The sequence below is a fragment of the Staphylococcus chromogenes genome, from assembly GCF_029024625.1.
Lineage (GTDB): Bacteria > Bacillota > Bacilli > Staphylococcales > Staphylococcaceae > Staphylococcus > Staphylococcus chromogenes.
This window is the reverse complement of sequence record NZ_CP118953.1, coordinates 1,300,949-1,321,402: the sequence shown is the minus strand read 5'-3', so window position 1 is coordinate 1,321,402 and position 20,454 is coordinate 1,300,949. Positions and strand designations below refer to the sequence as shown.

Here is a 20,454-nt window from a genome sequence, read left to right as displayed (position 1 = left end):
CAATTCCTAAAAAACCATGCATGAAAAGTGAGATTAATACAAAAACAATATCTCAAATTTCATCAAAAATAGTAAGTGATTTCATATAGACATACAAAATGTTTAAAGTACAATAATAAAAAATGAGGGTGAAGTCTACTCCGATATTGGCTTATTATCGCGGAATACGTTAAAATAAAATGAGATAAAAAGCATAAAAATAATCATGTCTAAAAATAATAGACATCTTTATATTTAGGTGAAATGCTATTTATTAGGTTAGGACTATCTGACGAGCATAGAGCAACATGTACAGTTTTTTAACACCAAGATAGCAGAAATGAATAAAAGCAATCCTCTCCTTTATAAATAACAATAAAAAAAGATTTCAGAGAAATAGGAGTTAAAAAATGAAATTTACAAACTTGACGACGGCAGAATTTGGCGCATTTGCCGATTCGATGCCGTATAGCCATTTTACTCAAATGGTAGGGAATTACGAACTTAAAGTAGCAGAAGGTGTAGAGACACACCTCGTGGGGATTAAGGATAATCAAAACAATATCCTCGCCGCATGTTTATTAACTGCTACACCTGTTATGAAATTTTTTAAATATTTCTATAGTAACCGCGGACCAATTATAGATTATGAAAATAAAGAATTAGTCCACTTTTTCTACAATGAACTCGCATCATATGTAAAAAAATACAATGCATTATATTTGCGTGTTGACCCTTATTTACCGATGTTAAAACGTAACCATGATGGAGAAGTGATTGAGCGTTTTAACAATGATTGGATATTTGATAAAATGGCGGAATTAGGTTACGAACACGACGGTTTTTCAGTTGGTTTCGACCCTATAAAACAAATTCGTTTTCATTCAGTCTTAGATTTAGAAGGTAAAACGGCAAAAGATGTGCTCAATAATATGGACAGTTTACGTAAAAGAAATACTAAAAAAGTTCAAAAAAATGGTGTAAAAGTCCGATTTTTAAAAGAAGATGAGCTACATATTTTTAGATCTTTTATGGAAGATACTTCTGAAGCAAAAGACTTTTTAGACCGTGAAGACGATTTTTATTATAATCGTTACAAACACTATAAAGAACGTGTGCTTGTTCCATTAGCTTATATTGACTTCAATGAATATATTGAAGAACTGAACCAAGAAGAAGCCGTATTAAGAAAAGAAATTGGAAAAGCAGAAAAAGATATAGAAAAACGTCCTGAAAACAAAAAAGCAGTGAATAAAAAACAAAATCTTGAGCAACAACTTGAGACACACTTGTCTAAAATCGAGGAAGCAAAGCGTTTACAAGCTGAACATGGGAATGAATTACCGATTTCAGCAGCTTATTTCATCATCAACCCATTCGAAGTTGTTTATTATGCTGGTGGAACGTCAAATGAGTTTCGCCATTTTGCAGGTAGCTATGCAATACAATGGGAAATGATTAATTATGCGATTGACCATGGCATCCCACGTTATAATTTTTATGGTGTCAGCGGAGATTTCTCGGAAAACGCTGAAGATGCTGGCGTAGTAAAATTCAAAAAAGGTTTTAATGCGGACGTCATTGAATACGTAGGAGATTTTATTAAACCAATAAATCAACCTATGTATCGCATTTATACACAACTCAAGAAAATAAAAGATAGAAAGTAATGTAAAAGAAGGGGATTCATTGGTATGAAATTTACAGAACTAACAGTTGAAGAATATGACCAATTTGTTCAAAATCCTGCTTTAGAAAGCCATTATTTCCAAGTTAAAGAAAATATTGGAACACGTGAAGCAGACGGGTTTCAAGTCGTATTACTCGGTATTAAAGGTGAAAACAATCAAATTCTAGCAGCAAGTCTATTTTCAAAAATCCCTACAATGGGAAGCTATGTTTATTATTCTAATCGAGGTCCAGTGATGGATTATTCTGATTTAGGTCTCGTTGATTTTTATTTGAAAGAGCTCGAAACTTATTTGCAAAAAAATAAATGTCTTTATGTAAAAATGGATCCATATTGGTTGTATCAAGTTTATGATAAAGACATTAAGCCTTTATCAGGACAAGAATCTAATGAAAAATTGGTTCAATTATTTAAATCACATGGTTATGAACATCATGGTTTCACTACAAGCTATGACACTTCAAGTCAAGTGCGTTGGATGGGAGTTTTAAATTTAAAAGATCAGACGCCCTCAACGATTAAAAAGAAATTTGATAGTCAACGCAAGCGCAATGTGAATAAAGCGATTAATTATGGTATTCGTGTTAAATTTTTACAAGAAAATGAATTTGATCAATTTTTAGAACTTTATCGTGAAACTGAAGCGCGTGCAGGATTTGTGTCTAAAACGGATGAGTACTTTAGAAATTTCATTCAAAATTATGGTAGCAAGGCGCTTGTACCTTTAGCTTACATTGATTTGGACGAGTATATTACGACGTTGCAAGAAAGCTTAAATGATAAAGAAAATCGTCGTGATCAAATGATGGCGAATGAAAACAAGTCAGATAAGCAATTGAAAAAAATTGCTGAACTCGACAAGCAAATCGATCATGATAAAAGTGAAATGCTAAAAGTAAGTGAGCTTCGCAAAACAGATGGTCAAATTTTAAATCTTGCCTCAGGTGTGTATTTTGCGAACGCTTACGAAATCAATTATTTTTCAGGAGGCTCCAGTGAAAAGTATAATCACTTTATGGGACCTTATGCAATGCACTGGTATATGATTAATTATTGCTTTGAACACGGTTATGAACGTTATAATTTTTATGGCTTATCCGGAGACTTCACTGAAAATAGTGAGGATTATGGTGTTTATCGCTTTAAACGTGGATTTAACGTTCAAATTGAAGAATTAATTGGAGATTTCTATAAACCGATTAATAAACCGAAGTATATTCTGTTTAATACTTTAAACAAGATACGCACTAAAATAAAAAAATAGCTTTAGAGATTATTTAACGGTTAGTGAAATAAGTCACTGACCGTTTTTTCAAAAAAACGTAATTTAAGCAGGAATAGAGATAGAAAATGTACAGTAATGAAAATGAAGATCTAAATCAATAGGAATTTAAAAATCAAAAACTTGAACATATTTATGTTATGTAAACCTAATAGTCTTATACTATTTCTTTAGCAAGTATTAAATAAAAAAGTTAAGCGAGAATGGTTTGAGACTCGGAAACTTATAAATAAAAGCAAACAAGGCAGCATAAAAACCGTAGTATATGTAGAATATAGGTATATATATGAGTTTAGTACACATAAATGACGCATAATTTTTGGTTCATTAGTAAAAAGCAAATTAGTATATAAAGTGTATGTGTAATTTCGAAAAAACAAATTAGTTTACATAATATATATTATAGGAAGTTAACTATAGCGACTTACTTTGAAATCTTCTCCCTAATTAAAGCCCCGTTAGCAATGCAATGTACACATGCTAGCGAGGCTTTTGAATTTTGTTATGGTTTGTATTTTTGTTCGACACGTGATAGTTCTTTTTCATATTTTTTCTTTTGGCGTTGTTTGCGCCAAGAGCGTGTTAAATACCAAAGTATTAAACTAATGATTAAACTTAGTACAGCTACGAATGCAGCAAATCCTAATAATGGCTCATACGTAATATCATAAAAATTAGGCAAAACAAAAGCTAGACTTCCTAGAATAATAAAACTTAAGATTGCTGTGAAAAACCATTTATTTAAGACCAAGGTACAAAAAACTGTAAGCACAATCATAAACGCTAAGGAAATCCATAGGTAATTTGGCATATCTAAAATGGACATTGTTTGACCCTCCTTACCATCATTTTTTCATTATACATGACTTCAAGGTACGTGTGTGCATGTGTAAACAATAGTTTTCTTATATTATAATGTATAATAGATTAAACGAGCCATAAAAGGAGGAATTTTGATGACACAAAAACTTGTTTCCCGAGATGACGTACAACCTTTAGAAACTTGGGACTTAACAGATATCTTTGAAAGTGATGAAGCCTATGAAAATGCTATCAAAAGCCTTGTTACACGTGCAAAAAATTTTCAAAATCACTTTACAAATACTTTAACTGATAAACAGTCTATTGAAACAGTCTTGGATGAATATTGTGACTTACTTATCGAGATTGATCGTGTAGGAAATTATGCACAGTTACAATATAGCGTTGATACTACAGATGCTGAAAAACAACGTCTAAGTGCCCTGTTTAGTCAAAATTATGGTGAAATAAGCAGTTGTTTAACTTTTATAGAATCAGAACTATTGCAACTTGACCCACAAATCATAAAAGACGCGATTAAGACGACAAAATATCCTTATTATTTAACAAGATTGTTGAAAAAACAACCTTATCAATTACATCCTGAAGCTGAAAAAACACTTGCTCATATGGCTCATGCGATGAATGTACCTTCAGAAATTTATGAAGTGACAAAAATGTTGGATATTGATTTTGGCCAGTTTGAAGCCAATGGACAAGTCTATAATATGGATTATACAACATTTGAAGGGATTTATGAGGACAGTACAGATAAAGAATTAAGACATCAAAGTTTTGCGCATTTTAGCCGTAAATTAAGAGAATATCAACATACTATAGCGGCTGCTTATAATGCACACGTTCAAAATGAAAAACTTGAGGCTAACTTAAGAGGATATGCGTCTGTAATTGACTTTTTATTAGAAGAACAAGATGTAACTCCTGAAATGTATCATAGACAAATTGATATCATTATGACGGAGCTCGCCCCTATTATGCGACGTTACGCGCGTCTCTTAAAGAAAGCTCACCATTTAGATGTTTTGAGATATGAAGATTTAAAAATTTCAATTGATCCTGAATATGAACCAGAGATTTCTATCCAAGAGTCTCAGAAATATATTTATAACGCCTTAGGTGTATTAGGTAAAGATTATTTAGCGATGACAGAAAAAGCGTATCGTGAGCGTTGGATTGATTTTCCACAAAACAAAGGAAAAGAAACGGGTGCTTATTGTGCAAGCCCATATTTTACACATAGTTATATTTTTATCTCTTGGACGGGTAAGATGAACGAAGTGTTCGTACTTGCGCATGAATTGGGACATGCCGGTCATTTTCATTTAGCGCAAAAACATCAAAACATATTACAATCTGAAGCCTCCATGTATTTTGTGGAAGCCCCTTCTACGATGAATGAAATGTTAATGGCGCATTACTTGTTAAAGACCAGTCCTAATAACGCACGTTTTAAACGTTGGGTGTTAAGTTCAATGATTTCACGTACGTATTATCATAATATGGTGACGCATTTACTTGAGGCGGCCTATCAGCGTGAAGTTTATTATTGTGTAGACCGCGGTGAACACTTAACTGCTGAAAAGTTAAATGCACTAAAAAAACAAGTCATTGCTACTTTTTGGGGAGATGATGTTGAATTAACTTCAGGTGCAGAGTTAACATGGATGCGCCAACCTCACTATTATATGGGATTATACCCTTATACCTATTCAGCAGGTTTAACCATTGGGACGTTGATGGCACAACGTATTGAAAATGAAGGAGATGCAGCTGTTCAAGATTGGCTCAATGTTTTAAAATCAGGTGGCAATATGTCCCCTCTTGAATTGATTAAACAAGCTGGTATCGATATGTCTATCGATCAACCCTTAAGAGATACAATTCGATATATTGGCCAAATGGTAGATGAAATTGAACGATTAACACAAATTATTGAAAGTAATTAAAAAGATATAATTAAAGAAGCACTCAATGTGTCTAGGCGCATTGGTGCTATTTGTGTTTGACTTAAACATATAATCATTATATATTTAACATGTAAACAACACAATCAAACAAAAACGAACACGTACAATAAAGGATGATCAAAATGAAAAAAGTGCTAACTATTACCTTAAATGCATCAATTGACATTTCATATCATTTACCTAATTTAAAAATCAATACAACTAATCGTGTCTCCAATGTTTCAAAAACTGCTGGAGGCAAAGGTTTAAATGTGACACGCGTAGGTCATCAGCTAGGCTTAGACGTTACAGCAAGTGGCATAGTTGGTGGTACATCAGGCTTATTTATTAAACAACAATTAGATCGATTACATATTCCTCATCAGTTTTTAGATAGTGGATTAGAGTCTAGATTTTGTATAGCCATGATTACGGAAGAGGCGCAAACGGAAATTTTAGAAAGTGGACTTCCTTTAGATGCATCTATACAGGCACAATTTATTAATTTTTATGAAACGCTTATTCAGGATTATGACATCGTTGCTATTTCTGGCAGTATTCCCCCTGGTTTACAAACAGAAATTTATCATGAGTTAATTCAAATTGCGAAAAAACAAGATAAATTTGTCATTTTAGATGTTAATGGGAAGACCCTCGCCTCTGTTTTACAAATGGATGCTTCTGTTAAACCAGACTTGATTAAACCGAATGAAGAAGAAATAGCAGAACTAACGGGCGCGTCTCATCTTGCGTCTATAGATGCATTAAAAGATGCGTTAAAGCAACCTATTTTTGATCATTTACCCAATGTGTTTGTCACTTTAGGTAAAAACGGAGCGTTATTAAAACATAAAAATCAATTTTATCAAGTGATTATTCCAAGTATTGATGCAGTGAATGCCGTAGGTTCAGGTGACAGTTCTATTGCGGGCTTTTGTTTAGGGCTTATACAAACGAACGACATTCAAAAAGCAACGCAATATGCGATGGCAGCAGGTATGGCGAATGCTTTACAACATGAAACAGGTCACGTGGACGTTCAAGATTTTGAAAATTTGTTGCCAAAAATTTCAGTAGTGGCTTTATAAAAACTTACTTATACAAACGGAGAGGCCTGGGACATAGTCCCGGCCTCTCTGTTTATTTATGCATGATTTTCACTGTGCGCCCACCCCTTTTTAGTGAGCACAATTTTACCTGTTTCTATATTAATGAGACGTTTTTTATAAAGGTGACCAATTGCACGTTTGAAAGCACCTTTACTCATATGAAAGACTTCTTTGATGGCTTCAGGGCTAGACTTATCCCAAAATGGAAGTTCCCCATCGTATTCTACTAAAAGGCTAATAATCTTTTCGCCATCGTCATCTAAACGTTCATGAGCTAAAGGTAGAAATGACCCATTAAGCTCTCCTTTTTCATTATGACCAATGATACGTACTTCTATTAATTCTCCAAGTCTCGGTTCTTCTTTACGTTCGGATTCATGCACGAAAATTTTGTGTCCTTTTTCGGATAATAAAAAGGTGCCGACACGGAGTAAGCGATAAGGTCTCGCCTTGATGGTTTTATTTTGATATTCATCATTATGCACAGGAGTGAACATGTTTTGTACAGTGGTCTCAGAAGCTAAACGTGCAAACATTTGACGTTCACGGTCAATACGTAATGTACAAAGGACTTCATCCCCTTTTTGTGGCCATAAAGTCTTGATTTTCGGTAAGTCTTCCCAAGGGATAAGTACTTCACGAGGTAAGCCAACGTCGACACGTGCCCCATCACGATCAGTACTGATGACTTTGACAAAATCATAACGGCCTACAGTGATATCTGGCATATTTTGCGTGGCGAATAGTTCGCCTGAACGGTTTGGGAAAATAAAGAAACTGTAGGATTCCCCTATTTCTAATTCATCGTCGTCATTGATTTCAGACGGATTCAATTTTACCTTTTCTTTATTTGGTCCCTCTAAAATATAAGTAGATCCTTCTTGGGATTTTACTTCTAAAAAGTCTATTGTCCCAGCGATTTCATTTTCTTTAAAAGACATAATTTACTCCTCTAATGTTTAATGGTTCTATTATATCATGACTAGAACCTATAATCATTAAGTGTTCAATGGTACGATTCAAATCCTTCTATCGAAACGCTATAAATTATATGGTATAATGCTTCCGTTACTATTAATGTAAAAAGGAGAAAATGCATGCTACAAGTTACTGATGTAAGTTTACGTTTTGGTGATCGTAAATTATTCGAAGATGTTAATATAAAATTCACTCCTGGCAACTGTTATGGACTAATTGGTGCAAATGGTGCAGGAAAATCTACTTTTTTAAAAATTCTTTCTGGAGAGATTGATTCACAAACAGGCCACGTCTCTTTAGGAAAAGACGAACGTTTAGCCGTATTAAAACAGGACCACTTTGCCTATGAAGATGAACGTATGTTAGATGTGGTAATTAAAGGACATGAGCGCTTATTTGAAGTAATGCAAGAAAAGGATGCCATTTACATGAAACCTGATTTTAGTGATGAAGATGGTATACGTGCGGCTGAATTAGAAGGCGAATTTGCTGAAATGAATGGTTGGAATGCAGAATCTGATGCAGCTACCCTTTTATCAGGTCTTGGTATTTCAACAGACTTGCATGATAAAAAAATGTCAGAACTTGAAAATAATCAAAAAGTAAAAGTACTCCTTGCCCAAAGTTTATTTGGTGAACCGGATGTTCTGTTACTGGATGAGCCTACCAATGGTCTTGACATCCAAGCTATCAGTTGGTTGGAAGACTTTTTAATTAATTTTGAGAATACAGTTATTGTTGTTTCGCATGACCGACATTTCTTAAACAATGTATGTACGCATATTGCAGACTTAGATTTTGGCAAAATAAAAATTTATGTCGGTAACTATGATTTTTGGTATCAATCAAGTCAGTTGGCTCAAAAAATGGCTCAAGAACAAAATAAGAAAAAAGAAGAAAAAATTAAAGAATTGCAAGACTTCATTGCGCGATTTTCAGCAAATGCTTCAAAATCTAAACAAGCAACTAGTCGTAAAAAACAATTAGAAAAAATAGAACTTGATGATATTCAACCTTCATCTCGTCGCTATCCATTCGTGAAATTCACACCTGAACGTGAAATTGGAAATGATTTATTATTTGTTCAAAATGTCTCAAAAACAATTGATGGAGAAAAAGTGTTAGATAATATATCATTTACAATGAATCCAAATGATAAAGCCGTATTAATGGGTCAAAGTGAGATTGCTAAAACAACACTTCTTAAAATTTTAGCCGGTGAAATGGAACCAGATGAAGGTTCTGTTAAATGGGGTGTAACAACATCACAAAGTTACTTCCCTAAAGATAACTCTGAATACTTTGATAATGTAAATATGGACTTAGTTGAATGGTTACGTCAATATGCACCTGAGGATGAGCAAACGGAAACATTTTTACGTGGTTTCCTAGGCCGTATGTTATTTAGTGGCGAAGAAGTTAAGAAAAAAGCAAGTGTACTTTCAGGTGGAGAAAAAGTACGTTGTATGTTAAGTAAAATGATGCTTTCAAGTGCAAATGTCTTATTATTAGATGAGCCGACGAACCATTTAGATTTAGAAAGTATTACTTCAGTCAATGAAGGATTAAAATCTTTCAAAGGTTCCATCATCTTTACTTCACATGATTTTGAGTTTATAAATACGATTGCAAATCGAGTGATAGATTTAGATGAAAAAGGCGGACTGTCAAAAGAAATTTCATATGAACGTTATTTAGAAGAAAAAGGCTTATTAAAAACAAAATAACCCCATTATGAATTTAATGGTTAAGAGAAAAATGTTATCTCGTACTTTCGTATGGGATAACATTTTTTTACCTTTCAATTTTCAGTAAATTTCAAAAAATCCCCCTTTTCTGTTTACATGAAGAGTTGCGCTATGTATAATGAGACTCATAACAATTAAATCATTATTGATGAGGCGCATTAATCATGAGTAGCCATATCGTTTTTGTCTGCAAGCAAGATATGTCGAAAGGGTGAGATGCCGAAATAAACAGAATTTGCAGGGACTGTTTGTTGGATTCTATGGTTAAGAGCTGAGAATCTGTCATTATTTGCGGATAATGGAGTGCATCACTTGTATATAAAGACTAACAAGTTCGCACACCGAACTTGTTTTTTTGTATATTCAAGAGTATCAATCATGCATGAGTGACATGTTTCTCATCAATTAAACATTAAATTAAATGGAGTGAATGATATGACAAAATTAGCAGTTGTAGGTGCAACAGGATTAGTTGGAACAAAAATATTAGAAACAATTGAACGTAAAGAAATCCCTTTTGATGAATTGATTTTATTTTCTTCAAAACGTTCAGCAGGTCAACAAGTGTCTTTTAAAGGTAAAACCTACACTGTTCAAGAATTGACAGAAGAAGCGACTGACGGCGAATTTGATTACGTGTTAATGAGCGCTGGTGGTGGTACAAGTGAAAAATTCGCCCCTCTTTTTGAAAAACATGGTGCGCTTGTGATTGATAACTCAAGTCAATGGCGAATGACTAAAGATATTGACCTCATTGTTCCTGAAGTCAATGAGCCGACGTTTAAACGTGGTATCATTGCCAACCCTAATTGTTCAACAATACAATCAGTCGTGCCATTAAAACCCCTTCAAGATACATTCGGTTTAAAACGGGTCGCTTATACAACGTATCAAGCGGTATCAGGTTCAGGAATGCAAGGAAAGAAAGATTTAGAAGATGGCGCACATGGCGCTGAACCTAAAGCATACCCACATCCAATTTATAATAATGTGTTACCTCACATCGATGTTTTTTTAGAAAATGACTACACTAAAGAAGAACAAAAAATGATTGATGAAACACGTAAAATTTTAAACTCACCTGATTTAAAAGTGACAGCAACTTGCGTTCGCGTCCCTGTTCAAGATAGTCATAGTGTGCATATTAATGTAACGCTAGATCAACCTACGACAGTAGACCAAATTCGCGACTTGTTTGAAAAAGACGATCGCGTGGTTTTAGTGGATGATCCATCAAGCAATGGGTATCCATTAGCGATTCACTCTACTGGCAAAGATGAAGTGTTTGTGGGGCGTATACGTAAAGATGACTCTTTAGAAAATACATTTCATATTTGGTGCACGTCAGACAATCTATTAAAAGGTGCAGCTCTAAACGCTGTACAAGTGTTAGAACAAGTATTAAAACTTAGAGCGTAATTTTGAAGGGAGTCGGATATTATGACACATATTTTTGAAGGAACGGGCGTGGCATTAATTACCCCTTTTTCAAATGGTAAAGTGGATTATGAAGCGATTAAAAATCAAGTAAACTTTTTAATAGATAATGACATACAATCCATTGTGGTGAATGGCACAACGGCTGAAAATCCAACACTGACTGATGATGAAAAAGATCAAATTTTGAAAACAGTGATAGAAACTAACGCATCACGTGTGCCAATTATTGTAGGCACTGGCACAAATAATACTGACAAGTCAATACAAGCATCTTTACGCGCAAAAGCGCTCGGAGCTGACGCAATAATGCTCATTACCCCTTATTATTTGAAAACAAGTCAACGTGGCTTAATTGCGCATTTTGAATCGATTGCTAATGCGGTAGAATTACCAGTAATTTTGTATAATGTCCCTTCTCGAACAAACTCAACGATCGAAGTCGAGACGCTAGTTCATTTGAGTAAAAATCCTTATATTGTCGCACTTAAAGATGCAACAAACGATTTTGACTACTTGGCTGAAATTCAAAGTAAAATCGATACGAATACATTTGCACTTTATAGTGGCAATGACGATAACATTGTTAATTATTATGCACAAGGAGGTCACGGCGTTATTTCCGTCGTAGCAAACGTCATTCCAAAAGCATTTCAAGAGATCTATACAAATGCTAATCAACGTGAATCTCGTTTCCGTCCTATCTCAGAACTTTTAGAGGCATTGGCTATCGATATTAATCCAATACCTATTAAATATTTAGCCTCACTTGAAGGATTTGGCAAATATGAATTGCGCTTACCTCTAGTTCCATTAAATGAGTCAGAACAGCAACAATTAAAAGAAGCTTATCAACAATTCAAAGTAGGTGTTCAATCTTGAAAATTTTACTCATAGGTTATGGTGCAATGAACCAACGTGTTGCACGATTAGCAGAAGAAAAAGGACACGAAATCGTCGGTGTGATTGCGCGCCAACAAAACCAAGACCTTCCCTACCCTATTTTCACTAAAATTAGTGAAGTAGACTCGGCGGATGTCGCTATTGATTTCTCGCATCCAGACTTATTGTTACCAGTGTTAGAAGATAATTTCCAATTACCTCTAGTGATTGCGACTACTGGTGAAAAAGAACAAATTACTGACAAATTACAACAACTAAGTGAACGGATGCCTGTCTTTTTTAGCGCAAATATGAGTTATGGCGTTCATGTTCTTACAAAACTTTTAGAAGTGGCTGTCCCCCTTCTTAAAGATTATGATATTGAGCTGACGGAAGCACATCATAATAAGAAAGTTGATGCCCCGAGTGGAACGCTTGTGAAATTATATGATGTCATTAAATCATTACGTGAAAAAAGCTATCCTGTCTATCACCGTGATGAAAAGCAAGAAAAACGTGATGCTGATGAAATAGGTGTTCATGCCATTCGTGGAGGCACAATCGTTGGCGAACACGATGTATTATTTGCTGGAATTGACGAAACCATTACATTAACGCATCGGGCGCAATCGAAAGATATATTTGCAAATGGAGCGCTAGAAGCGGCAACACAATTAATTCATAAAGAAAATGGGTATTATACATTTGATAACTTATAAAGGGAGAGAATCAAAATATGGTAAAAAATTTCACAGCTGAAGAAATCATTCAATATATTAGTGATGCTAAAAAGTCGACGCCGATAAAAGTTTACATTAACGGTGAATTTAGTGAAATCACTTTTCCAGACCAATTCAATATTTTTGGTTCGGAAAACTCTAAAGTCATTTTTTGTGAAGCGGATGACTGGAAAACATTTTATGAACAAAATCATATGCTCATCGAAGATCTAGAAATCGAAATGGATCGCAGAAATTCAGCTATCCCCTTAAAAGATTTAACAAATACTAATGCACGCATTGAACCGGGTGCTTTTATTCGTGAACATGCTGTGATTGGCGATGGTGCTGTCATTATGATGGGCGCAACTGTCAATATTGGTGCAGTGGTTGGCGAAGGTACTATGGTAGATATGAATGCCACACTTGGGGGTCGTGCCACTACTGGTAAAAATGTGCACGTTGGTGCGGGCGCAGTGTTAGCTGGAGTTATTGAACCACCAAGTGCTGAACCTGTAGTGATAGAAGATAACGTATTAATTGGTGCGAATGCGGTGATTTTAGAAGGTGTTCGTGTAGGTGAAGGTGCTATTGTAGCAGCCGGTGCTATTGTTACACAAGACGTACCTGCTGGAGCCGTTGTAGCGGGAACTCCTGCTAAAGTGATTAAACAAACTCACGAAGTTGCCGACTCAAAACGTGAGATTGTATCTGCATTGCGAAAATTAGATGACTAAAGCGAAACAAAGAAAACCATTCCAAGGTTCTACTTACTTCAGATATGTATGAAGTGAGTGATAAGAAAAGTGGTAAATAGAATAAGATAAAGCACATTGATGGGGATGAGTAGAAGCTACTGTCTAAAGACCGTGTTTGACAGAGCATTCCTCTCCCCCTTTTTACATGAACAAAGAGGTGAAATTCAATGGATGAACTTCAATTTGTAACAGAACATCGTCGACATCTACATCAACATCCGGAACTAAGTTTAGAAGAATATGAAACAACAGCTTATTTAGAACGCTTTTTATCATCCCTTCAAATTCCTTACGAACGGCCATTAGAAACTGGAATTATTGGATATTTAGAAGGTGAAAGTGACGAAACTTTGGCCTTTCGTGCAGACATTGATGCCCTACCCATCCATGAGCAAAATGAGGTGGATTACCGAAGCAAATACGATAATAAAATGCATGCGTGTGGGCACGACGGGCATACAACAGCACTAATGTTATTTGCCAAACGTTGCAAAGCCCTTTTCGATAAAGGCGAACTCCCCCATAATGTTGTATTTATTTTTCAACCTGCCGAAGAATCAGGTGGAGGTGCGAACCTTCTTATAAAGGCCAATGCCCTTGCGCGTTATCAAATCAATGCTATTTACGGCGTCCATGTTATGCCATTTGTAGAGGAAGGAGCAATTGCTATAAGAGACGACGAAATTACGGCAAGCGCAACAGAGTATCGCTTTTACTTAGAAGGTCAATCGAGCCATGTGGCCAATAAAGAACAAGGACGTTCAGCTGGAGAAGCTTTACATCACGTCATAACGCAATTATCACAAATTCAACAGTATCATTTAAATGGTTTACAGCGAAATATCGTTCATATTGGTCATTTTAATGCTGGAGAAGCCATCAATACTGTCCCATCAAATGGCTACCTAGAAGGGACAATCAGAACTTATAGCATGGATGATTTAAGTATTATAAAAACGCAAATGCAAAAGATTGTAGATAGCGTTCATAGTTTGTTTGGGGTCAAATGCAAAGTAGATTTTGCAGAAGGCTATCCCCCTACGATGAATGATCCGTCATTAAAAAAATATGTGGTTGAAAGCATTGAATACAATGGGAACACCGTCATTGAAAACGAAACGCCTTATTTATTTGGAGAAGACTTTAGTTTTTACGGCCAAATTGCGCCTAGCTATTTTGTGTTTGTAGGGACTAAAAACGAATTAAAACAATATGTGAGTGGTTTACATACGCCACATCTTAACTTTGATGAACATATTTTAATTCGTATTGCTAATTATTACGAACGACTTTTATTTAATTATAATGAGGTGTGACTATGACAGCAGTTTGGCAATTAAATGAACAAGTTTTTCGACAAAATGTGAGAAATGTTGTTCAGGATAACACTGTAATGGCGGTAGTTAAAAATAATGCTTATAATTATGGTTTAACTTTTGCAGTGCGTACATTTTTAGATGAAGGTATTCATACTTTCAGTACGACGTCACTTTCAGAAGCGATTCGTATTAGAGAAATTGCCCCCCACGCCACTATTTTTCTAATGAATGTGAGTCGAGAGTTTGATTTACTACGTAAGCATAATATTCATATGACATTACCATCAAAGGAATTTTACTTTCAATATAAAAATGAACTTTATGATATTCAAGTTCACTTAGAATTTGAGAATTTATTACATCGTTCTGGATTGAAAAACTTAGAAGAAATACAAGATGTTTTGCGTGATCACGAAAAAAACCAAGATGAAAAAATGAAAATCACAGGCCTTTGGACTCATTTTGGTTATGCAGATGAATTTGATGTAAATGATTATGAAATAGAAAAAGAAGCATGGCTCAATATTGTGAGTGTGCTCACTCAAGAAGGTTATCAATTTGAATTTATACATGCGCAAAATAGTGCAAGTTATATGCGCGAAAAACAACTTTTCCCTCATCATACGCATGCACGCGTAGGTATTGCATTATACGGTTCTCGTCCTTTTTCTCAAATGCCTCGTGAACATATACAACAAGCGTTAACCGTCAAAGCCAATGTTATTCAAGTACGAACAGTGAATGAAGGAGATCATTGTGGGTACAGCTTTGCTTATACTGCGCCAAAAAAGACACAGCTGGCTGTTGTCGACGTAGGGTATGGTGATGGCATTTTACGTACAAGAGCGCAACATGAAGTACTTATTCATGGTAAGCGTTACCCTATTCGCGCCCTTATGATGAGTCATATGTTTGTTGAAGTTGACGATGACGTGATGGCAAATGATGAAGTTGTGATATACAGTCCAGAACTACGCATAGATGATTATACATTTAAAGGCGTTGGAGCTAATTCGGAACAATTAAGTGCATTAAACATAGATTCTTTAATAAAGGAGTATCAATCATGACGATACAATATAATCAAAATGGAGAGTTAACACTCGGGAATACCAATTTAAAAACACTAGCGCAAAGCTTTGGCACACCTACCATTGTTTATGATGAAGAACAGATAAGACATCAAATGCGGCGCTACCATACGGCATTTAGTACAACGGGTGTCGATTATATATTATCCTATGCCTCTAAAGCATTTACATGTATACAAATGGTTAAATTAGCTGAAGAAGAAAAATTCGATTTAGATGTTGTTTCTATAGGTGAACTTTATACTGCTCTAGAAGCAGGATATGCACCTGAACGCATTCATTTTCACGGTAATAACAAAACTAAAGAAGAAATACAGTACGCATTAGAAAGTGGCATTGGCTACTTTGTTATTGATGCGTTAGATGAAATAGAATTGATTGATGAACTGGCTACTTCAACTGTAGATGTGCTCATTCGTGTAAACCCTGGAGTTGAGGCACATACCCATGAATTTATCCAGACAGGCCAAGAAAAAAGTAAATTTGGTCTTTCGATAAAACATGGACTAGCAGATAAAGCCGTACAACAAATTCAGAAGAGTGAACATTTAAATCTTAAAGGTATTCACTTTCATATTGGATCGCAAATTGAAGAAACCACAGGCATGAAAGAAACGGCGAAAATCGTTTTGACATGGCTAAAAGAAATTGATTTAAACATTGACCTGTTAAATATTGGCGGCGGATTTAGTGTTCATTATGTCGATGGAGATCGCGCTTTCAATATTGAAGAAGGTATTCCTGAAATTGTGGAGAATATAAAGTCAACTTGTACTTCATTATCTTACCCTGTTCCAACAATTAGTATTGAACCTGGCCGTTCGATTGTGGCAGAAGCAGCAGTTACTTTATATGAAGTAGGATCTATCAAAGAGATTCCAAACGTTAACAAATATGTATCTGTTGATGGCGGAATGAGTGATCATATTAGAACGGCACTTTATGATGCAAAATATCAAGTAAAACTCGTGAATAGAAATGAAGAAGCTAATGAAACGGTGACAATAGCTGGAAAACTCTGTGAATCGGGAGATATTCTCATTCATGAAGCACAGCTTCCGCAAAGTGTAAAACGTGGAGATTATTTAGCTGTTTTATCAACAGGTGCATACCACTATAGTATGGCATCAAATTATAATCAAATACAAAAGCCAGCCGTATTTTTTGTTTCTAACGGCAAAGCCCGTGAAGTGATTAAACGTCAATCCCTTCGCCAACTAATTATTAACGACATTAAATAATACAATAGAATACTTCATCGTTGTCCAAAAGCATATAAGCCCCTTAACATTTTACTATAACGGGCTTATATGCTTTTTTGAAATAAAATTCGTACATTGCTTAGGTGTGCTCCCCTACTCTAAAAGAGGTTATAATTTCAAATAGACTTCAAAGAAACTGTAGATGCTTTTAAAAAGAAAAGTATTTAAAAAAAATAAAAAAACAGTGAAGCAGTCCTCACTGTTTTGTATAAGTCAATATTGCATCTATTTATTATAGTTTTACAACGTTTGCAGCTTGTGGACCGCGGTCGCCTTCAACTACTTCAAATTCAACTGATTGACCTTCTTCTAATGATTTGTAACCTTCTTGGTTGATAGCTGAGAAGTGTACGAATACGTCGTTTTCTCCTTCAACTTCGATAAATCCAAAACCTTTTTCAGCGTTAAACCATTTTACTGTACCTTGTTTCATAATCTGTGAAACCTCCAAGACTAAAATTCAATATGCGCTATTCGCATATTACAAAAAATACTATTTTTACAATGTAAACAGATAAAATATTCTTTGCAATATGGAATAATGCAATTGCTTAAAAACTATTATACGTTAACACTACACGATTTGCAATAACGAAATGAAAATTTTTAGTTTAGTCAATTAAAGGTAAATTATAATAAATTTTTTCATTGTTCAAAATGATAAAGCTATCAAATATTTGCAAATCTTCATCACAATGTTCACAGTAATTCATATCGCAATTATTGTAAAAAGCATACATGTTATATTTCCCTACTATACAATTGTCATAATTCGCTTTAGCCTCTTTGATAAGTTTTTCATAATTTTTTAGAAATGAGTCATATGTGTCAAAGCAATAAGTTTCAATAATATGATTTTTCCAATCTTCAAATAACCACCAGCCCTCATAATCAGTACGTATTTTTGTTACTGTCCACATATGTAAAGCCTCCAATAATTCTAATATAGCAATTCTCAAAATAATCTTTTTTTTACCAGAATGCAAGTGAATATGTATGAATATCATAACGCTAAGTGTAAATGATTGTCTATTGCCCTATTATCACGCTAAAATAGCACAACTTCCAATGAAACGCTTGAGGAATTAAAACAATAGCCACTTATGCAATACTCGACGCTTTTTCCGTAATGAAATTTTTAATCGTTAGTCAATTAAGTTTTGTTTTTATTCAAATGAGGAAGTCGTTTAACGCCGGCTAATTATTAGTTTTTTAACGAAGAAATCCGTATAATTAGAAGTAAGAGGTGGTTAATATGAAACATCAATTCATAAAAGTATATGGCCGTGTCCAAGGCGTAGGTTTTCGCTATTTTACACAAAAATTAGCACAAAAATACAACATTACAGGCTATGTTAAAAATGTTCAAGATCATGTGGAAATAGATGCTCAAGGAGAAATTGAGGATTTATCTTCATTTACTCAAGAGGTGACTCACGGGGCGTCTCCTGCATCAGAAGTCAATGATTATACTATTGAAGAGCGTGAAATTAACAAGCATTTAACGACATTTAAAACTGAATGAATATAAAAGGAAGATGACTATGAGATATCAATTTTCAAGACTTTTCGGAGGACTTGTAGGGATTCCTGTAGCAGTTATTGCTTTTTTTACAAGTATTTTAACTTTTGATATATCTTTTATTTATGACATGTTAATCGGTTCGGCAGGATTTGTATTAGGTTATATCCCTACTCAAAGATTAACATCGAAAAGCTATTTGAAAGAGTTAAAATTATCTAGAAAAGATTACAGATATATTAATCATCAAGTAAACACAGCACAAAGTAAAATAAAGCGCATATTTAAGACGTTTATAAAAGTTCGTTCAATCAATGATTTCAAATTAGTGAATGATATTTATCGTATTTCAAAAACGGTGAATATGACTGTACGTCAACGCCCTAATCAATTCTTCAATGTAGAAAGCTTTTATTATACTCATATCGATAATGCGCTCAATTTAATTGAAAGTTACACGCGTTTAGCTAAGATGCCAGTTAAATCTCAAGATGAGCGTCAGATGTTACAACAAACAAGAATTACTTTGGAAGAAGTTAGACGTACGTTAGTGGCTGATTTGAAACAGGTCAATGCACAAGACTATGAACAACTTGATACAGAGATGAGGCTAAATAAGATTTATCAAAATCGGAAAGAAATGGAGCATGAAAAATGAGAGAAAATGATTTATCAAACTCAGAGCAAAATCATCCCCTAGATTCATACTTTAACAGTTTTGAAAATGATACATTGTCACCGCATCATTCTCAAAAAGAAACTACGGGACTTGCGCAATCTAGTCAACCTAAATTCTCAAAGCAAGATCAAGAGAAAATTACAAGTTTATCTAATCAAATTAAGCCCTTAGATCATGATAGCTTATTACATTTCGGAGCCAATGCGCAATCACATCTTTCGCAATTTTCTCATCAAATGTTAAACGAAATTCAATCTAAGGACGTTGGGCCTATTGGAGATACGTTAGAAAGTTTAATGAAGAAGTTAAAAGAAGTGAATCCAGAAGAGCTATCTCAAAAAAACGATGGCATGTTAAAGAAATTATTTAAACGTTCTAAAAATTCTATGCAACAGCTTTTTTCGCGGATGCAGTCCGTCAGTGCACAAGTGGATAGAATCTCGGTTGAACTTGATAAAAATAAATCATTACTTGTTAAAGATATTAAATTGCTAGATCAACTCTATACACAAAATAAAGATTACTACGATGTCCTCAACCTTTATATTGCAGCAGCAGAACAAAAGAAACAAGAAATAGAAACTAAAGTATTGCCTGAAATGCGCACGAAGGTTCAACAAGAGGACAACCAAATGGCTGTTCAAGATGTTGCAGACATGGAACAATTTGTGGATCGTCTTGAAAAACGAATTTATGATTTACAGTTATCTCGTCAAATCACACTTCAATCTGCACCACAAATTCGTATGATCCAAAATATCAATCAAGCGCTTGCCGAAAAAATCCAAAGTTCGATTTTAACGAGTATTCCACTATGGAAAAATCAAATGGCGATTGCCCTCACATTGCAACGACAAAATAAAGCGGCTATCGCTCAAAAACAGGTGACAGATACCACAAATGAAATTTTAATTCGAAATTCTGAAATGCTTCGTCAAAATGCAAGAATGACAGCAGAAGAAAATGAACGTGGCATTGTCGACATTGAAACACTAAAAACAACACAAGATAATATTATTCAAACGATTGAAGAAACTTTACAAATTCAAGCAGAAGGTCGACAAAAACGAATGCAAGCTGAAAAAGACTTGCAACAATTGGAATCAAATCTTCGTCGCCGTTTAAGTGATGCAGAGCATCAGCGTAACCAAACGGACTTATATAGATAGAGCATTTTAGAGATTGAGTTTCTAATTAGCGGAAAATAGCATCAATGGTTTGAAATTGAATG

At 34.7% G+C, this 20,454-nt stretch carries 19 protein-coding genes and 1 riboswitch; of the genes, 15 read left to right on the top strand and 4 right to left on the bottom strand.

What is annotated here, in order from left to right:
• The first annotated feature begins 389 nt into the window (after positions 1-389).
• Positions 390-1,649: an aminoacyltransferase gene (locus tag PYW36_RS06495; RefSeq protein WP_103158869.1), complete on the top strand. Its 1,260-nt coding sequence runs from the start codon at positions 390-392 to the stop codon at positions 1,647-1,649.
• Positions 1,650-1,673: 24 nt separating this feature from the next.
• Positions 1,674-2,933 carry an aminoacyltransferase gene (locus PYW36_RS06490; RefSeq protein ID WP_103158868.1) on the top strand — a complete coding sequence of 420 codons (1,260 nt, stop codon included), beginning with the start codon at positions 1,674-1,676 and terminating at the stop codon, positions 2,931-2,933.
• 520 nt (positions 2,934-3,453) lie between these two features.
• Here the strand turns inward: PYW36_RS06490 and PYW36_RS06485 are convergent.
• Positions 3,454-3,777, bottom strand: a complete 324-nt coding sequence (locus PYW36_RS06485; RefSeq protein ID WP_103158867.1) for a hypothetical protein — start codon at positions 3,775-3,777, stop codon at positions 3,454-3,456.
• A gap of 130 nt (positions 3,778-3,907) precedes the next feature.
• On the opposite strand from PYW36_RS06485, the gene pepF reads away from it, so the two are divergent.
• Both pepF and PYW36_RS06475 read left to right on the top strand, forming a co-directional pair.
• Positions 3,908-5,719, top strand: a complete 1,812-nt coding sequence (gene pepF, locus PYW36_RS06480) for an oligoendopeptidase F (RefSeq protein ID WP_103158866.1) — start codon at positions 3,908-3,910, stop codon at positions 5,717-5,719.
• A gap of 143 nt (positions 5,720-5,862) precedes the next feature.
• A complete protein-coding gene (locus PYW36_RS06475) occupies positions 5,863-6,807 on the top strand; it encodes a 1-phosphofructokinase family hexose kinase (protein WP_157946076.1) in 945 nt (314 codons plus the stop codon).
• A 56-nt stretch (positions 6,808-6,863) separates the two neighbouring features.
• Here PYW36_RS06475 and PYW36_RS06470 read toward each other — a convergent pair whose 3' ends face one another.
• Positions 6,864-7,769, bottom strand: a complete 906-nt coding sequence (locus tag PYW36_RS06470) for a CvfB family protein (RefSeq protein WP_103158864.1) — start codon at positions 7,767-7,769, stop codon at positions 6,864-6,866.
• A 156-nt stretch (positions 7,770-7,925) separates the two neighbouring features.
• Between PYW36_RS06470 and PYW36_RS06465 the strand changes: the two genes are divergently transcribed.
• The 8 genes from PYW36_RS06465 (at position 7,926) to lysA (ending at position 17,001) form a co-directional block, all read left to right on the top strand.
• Entirely contained in the window at positions 7,926-9,533 is a 1,608-nt protein-coding gene (locus PYW36_RS06465) for an ABC-F family ATP-binding cassette domain-containing protein (RefSeq protein ID WP_103158863.1), read from the top strand.
• A gap of 161 nt (positions 9,534-9,694) precedes the next feature.
• Positions 9,695-9,871, top strand: a riboswitch (Lysine riboswitch).
• A 118-nt stretch (positions 9,872-9,989) separates the two neighbouring features.
• Positions 9,990-10,973 carry an aspartate-semialdehyde dehydrogenase gene (locus tag PYW36_RS06460; RefSeq protein ID WP_103158862.1) on the top strand — a complete coding sequence of 328 codons (984 nt, stop codon included), beginning with the start codon at positions 9,990-9,992 and terminating at the stop codon, positions 10,971-10,973.
• Between the two features lie 21 nt (positions 10,974-10,994).
• Positions 10,995-11,873 carry a 4-hydroxy-tetrahydrodipicolinate synthase gene (gene dapA / locus PYW36_RS06455; protein ID WP_037573597.1) on the top strand — a complete coding sequence of 293 codons (879 nt, stop codon included), beginning with the start codon at positions 10,995-10,997 and terminating at the stop codon, positions 11,871-11,873.
• On the top strand, positions 11,870-12,592 hold the full coding sequence (dapB, locus tag PYW36_RS06450) for a 4-hydroxy-tetrahydrodipicolinate reductase (protein ID WP_103158861.1): 723 nt from the start codon (positions 11,870-11,872) through the stop codon (positions 12,590-12,592). The genes dapA and dapB overlap by 4 nt, the downstream gene beginning before the upstream one ends.
• Positions 12,593-12,609: 17 nt before the next feature.
• Complete coding sequence (gene dapD / locus PYW36_RS06445) at positions 12,610-13,329, top strand: 2,3,4,5-tetrahydropyridine-2,6-dicarboxylate N-acetyltransferase (RefSeq protein ID WP_103158860.1); 720 nt, start codon at positions 12,610-12,612, stop codon at positions 13,327-13,329.
• Between the two features lie 188 nt (positions 13,330-13,517).
• Entirely contained in the window at positions 13,518-14,666 is a 1,149-nt protein-coding gene (locus PYW36_RS06440) for a M20 metallopeptidase family protein (protein WP_103158859.1), read from the top strand.
• 2 nt (positions 14,667-14,668) lie between these two features.
• Positions 14,669-15,739 carry an alanine racemase gene (gene alr, locus PYW36_RS06435; protein WP_103158858.1) on the top strand — a complete coding sequence of 357 codons (1,071 nt, stop codon included), beginning with the start codon at positions 14,669-14,671 and terminating at the stop codon, positions 15,737-15,739.
• On the top strand, positions 15,736-17,001 hold the full coding sequence (lysA, locus tag PYW36_RS06430; protein ID WP_103158857.1) for a diaminopimelate decarboxylase: 1,266 nt from the start codon (positions 15,736-15,738) through the stop codon (positions 16,999-17,001). Before alr ends, lysA begins: the two co-directional genes overlap by 4 nt.
• Before the next feature lie 253 nt (positions 17,002-17,254).
• Here the strand turns inward: lysA and cspA are convergent, their stop codons facing one another.
• A complete protein-coding gene (gene cspA / locus PYW36_RS06425; RefSeq protein WP_001831260.1) occupies positions 17,255-17,455 on the bottom strand; it encodes a cold shock protein CspA in 201 nt (66 codons plus the stop codon).
• A gap of 178 nt (positions 17,456-17,633) precedes the next feature.
• Entirely contained in the window at positions 17,634-17,942 is a 309-nt protein-coding gene (gene msaA / locus PYW36_RS06420) for a regulatory protein MsaA (protein WP_037573611.1), read from the bottom strand.
• A 335-nt stretch (positions 17,943-18,277) separates the two neighbouring features.
• Here msaA and PYW36_RS06415 point away from each other — a divergent pair, with 335 nt between their 5' ends.
• Genes PYW36_RS06415 through PYW36_RS06405 form a run of 3 tightly spaced genes read left to right on the top strand, consistent with a single transcriptional unit; the run spans position 18,278 to position 20,392 of the window.
• The gene (locus PYW36_RS06415; RefSeq protein WP_037573614.1) at positions 18,278-18,547 is read left to right on the top strand and encodes an acylphosphatase; all 270 of its coding nucleotides are present in this window, start codon (positions 18,278-18,280) and stop codon (positions 18,545-18,547) included.
• A 19-nt stretch (positions 18,548-18,566) separates the two neighbouring features.
• Complete coding sequence (locus PYW36_RS06410) at positions 18,567-19,202, top strand: 5-bromo-4-chloroindolyl phosphate hydrolysis family protein (protein WP_037573617.1); 636 nt, start codon at positions 18,567-18,569, stop codon at positions 19,200-19,202.
• Positions 19,199-20,392 (top strand): toxic anion resistance protein, encoded by a 1,194-nt coding sequence (locus tag PYW36_RS06405; RefSeq protein ID WP_037573619.1) that lies wholly within the window; start codon positions 19,199-19,201, stop codon positions 20,390-20,392. The genes PYW36_RS06410 and PYW36_RS06405 overlap by 4 nt, the downstream gene beginning before the upstream one ends.
• The last annotated feature ends 62 nt before the right edge of the window (positions 20,393-20,454 follow it).